At 57.8% G+C, this 2,730-nt stretch carries 3 protein-coding genes; all 3 read left to right on the top strand.

Annotated features, from left to right (window positions below; genetic code table 11):
• Positions 1-801: histone deacetylase family protein (locus tag Q0M35_RS18510; protein WP_295317722.1), on the top strand; the 801-nt coding region annotated here is incomplete at its 5' end.
• A 247-nt stretch (positions 802-1,048) separates the two neighbouring features.
• On the top strand, positions 1,049-2,053 hold the full coding sequence (gene dctP, locus Q0M35_RS18505; RefSeq protein WP_295317721.1) for a TRAP transporter substrate-binding protein DctP: 1,005 nt from the start codon (positions 1,049-1,051) through the stop codon (positions 2,051-2,053).
• 85 nt (positions 2,054-2,138) lie between these two features.
• The coding region (locus tag Q0M35_RS18500; protein WP_295317720.1) for a TRAP transporter small permease subunit at positions 2,139-2,730 on the top strand (592 nt) is incomplete at its 3' end.

The following is a 2,730-nucleotide window of genomic DNA, read 5'->3' as shown; positions in this document are numbered from 1 at the left end:
TGGGCGCGCATCCCAGACGCCACGCCCGAGATATTTCCCAACGTGCACCCGGACCGCCGCACCGCCAGCTATCCGTTGTCGGCGGTGGGGCAGGCGGGGTTTCACATGGCGGATATGTCCTGCCCCATCGGTGAGCATACCTGGGTGTCGGCGCGCGCGTCGGCCGATTGTGCGGTATCCGCCGCTGCGACCGTCCTCGCGGGGGACCCTGTGGCCTATGCGCTCTGCCGGCCGCCGGGGCATCACTGCTTCACCGATCTGGCCGGGGGCTTTTGTTATCTGAACAACTCCGCAATTGCCGCCCAGGTTTTGCGCAGGGCACACGACAGGGTGGCTGTCATTGATGTCGATCTGCACCATGGCAACGGGACGCAGGGCATTTTCTATGCGCGTGACGATGTGTTTACCCTGTCGGTTCACGCCGACCCCGCGCGGTTTTATCCGTTTTTCTGGGGCCACGCCCATGAGACCGGCGAGGGGCCAGGATACGGCTACAACCTGAATATACCGCTGCCGCGCGGCACCGGAGACGACGGGTTCATGAAAGGCCTGGCGGATGGCCTCGCGCACGTGAGGTCATTTGCACCGGGCGCCGTTGTGATTGCCCTGGGCCTTGATGCGTTCGAGGGTGATCCCTTTGGCGGGCTGTCGGTCTCAACACCCGGGTTTGCCCGGATGGCTGAAATGCTGGCAGCCCTTAACCTGCCCACGGTGATCGTCCAGGAAGGTGGCTATCTGTGTGATGAACTTGGCGACAACCTCGCATCGTTTCTGGGCGGGTTCGAGGGGGCGCTGACATAAGCTCCCGCCGTCCGGGTCCACGCCACCAATGGCATCGTGTTCACCCGTCGCTCAGGCAATGCGCACAGGGACGCAATAAACAGACGGGATACACGCTAAAGAGGAAAATTTTCTTGCGGGACAGGGCCATGTTATAAAACAAATTGCGATCCGGGGCCTATGCCCATAGGTTGGCCCGATGTGACGGGCGCAAAAGTGTCCGCAAGCCGTTCTCAACCGGCTGAACAAACAACAAGGGAGAGTACATATGAATTTTACGAAAATCACTAAAGGCCTGACAGCGGGCGCGCTGAGCGCGCTGATGTCGACGGCGGCTTTCGCCGACGACGTGACCCTGCGCTTCGCAGGCGTGTTCCCGATTGATCACCAGGGTACGATCACAATGCAGCAGGTTGCCGATGAGGTTGCCGCAGCAGATGTCGGTCTGACGATTGAGCTTTTCCCGGCGAATCAGCTGGGCTCCGGCGAGGCGCTCTTTGAAGATGTCGCGCGCGGTAACATCGATCTTGCGGCGGCTTTCATCTATGCCGACACTGATCCGCGTCTCGAATTCCTGTCCATGCCTTTCCTCGTGAGCGGCTGGGATGACATGAACAGCATCATGCGCAACATGGATTCGCAGTATAACCAGATCCTGCAGGAAATCACCGACGAGTATGGCGTGCGCGTCATGGCGCAGAACCCCGAAGGATTCGTGGGTGTTGTCGCAACGAAAGAGCCGACAAACTGGAACACCTTTGACGACAAGGGCATGAATATCCGCGTCTGGTCATCGACCGTTGTGAAATCGATGATGGAAATGATCGGCTTCCAGGCCACGACAATGGCATGGGGCGATATCTTCCCGGCGATCCAGTCGGGCATCGTGGACGGCGCGATCTGCTGCACGAAAACAGCGACCTACACCATCTTCGCACAGTCCGACGTCGGCACACACTTTGTCGAGTACAATGCGATTTCCGAGCTGACCAGCTTCTACGCGTCACAGCGCAGCCTGGACAAACTGACGCCGGAACAGGTTGAAGTGCTGCAGGCCGCGATGACCAAAGCATCCGATGACTTCTTTGCGTATAACCGCGAGAACGACGATGCCTTCGCACAGAAGCTGCTGGACAGCGGCTATACCATCCTGAGCCTGAACGAAGAAGATCAGGCCGCGATGGCCAACAAAGTCCGCGATGAAATCTGGCCAATGATGGCCGACAGCGTCGGACAGGACATCATCGACCGCCTCAAAGGTGCGATGAACTAAATCATCAGAACCCAGAAGGGCCGGCAGAAACGCCGGCCCTTTTTCATTAGATCAGAATGAAAAAGACCAACAAGGGGCAAGGGGCATGTCGAAGACAACTGACGAACTGCCAATTGGTGCCGGCGGCGAAGTTGACGGCCATCCAATAAAAATTACAGACGAATTACCCAGATTTATCGGCGCTCCCATGAGCTGGATATCGCTCGCCATGAAAGGCATCGTGATGTTCTCGGGGTTTCTCATGGCGTTCACCTTCGGTGCGGTCGTCGTTATCCGGTACGGGTTCGGCGGCGATCTGTTCGCTTATGAGGAATGGCTTCTCGCGATCAGTATCGTCGGCTTTTTCGCCGGTGCGGTTCTGGCATCCGAGCGTCAGCTGCACATTAACGCGGACATCCTCGGCATGGTCATTCAGAATTCGAGAATGATCTGGTGGCGCAGCTTTATCGTGCTGACGATCGAAGTGTTAGTGACGCTTTTCATCGTCTACGCCTGCTATGTCTCGCTTCTTGACGACTTCTCCTTTCCACGGCTGCGCGCAACAACGGTTTTGCGAATTCCGTTCGTTTCATGGCGCATCGCGATCATGATCGCCTTTACCTTTATGGCGATGTTCACCTGTGCGTACCTGTACGTCCACATCCGTAGGGGGCTCGGCTTGCCGCTCCGGTCCGAAG

The sequence above is a fragment of the Roseobacter sp. genome, assembly GCF_024639605.1.
GTDB lineage: Bacteria > Pseudomonadota > Alphaproteobacteria > Rhodobacterales > Rhodobacteraceae > Roseobacter.
This window is presented reverse-complemented; position numbering and strand designations above follow the sequence as displayed.

Coding starts and splice junctions, on each gene's coding strand:
- dctP (WP_295317721.1), top strand. CDS start 1,049: ATGAATTTTACGAAAATCACTAAAGGCCTGACAGCGGGCGCGCTGAGC.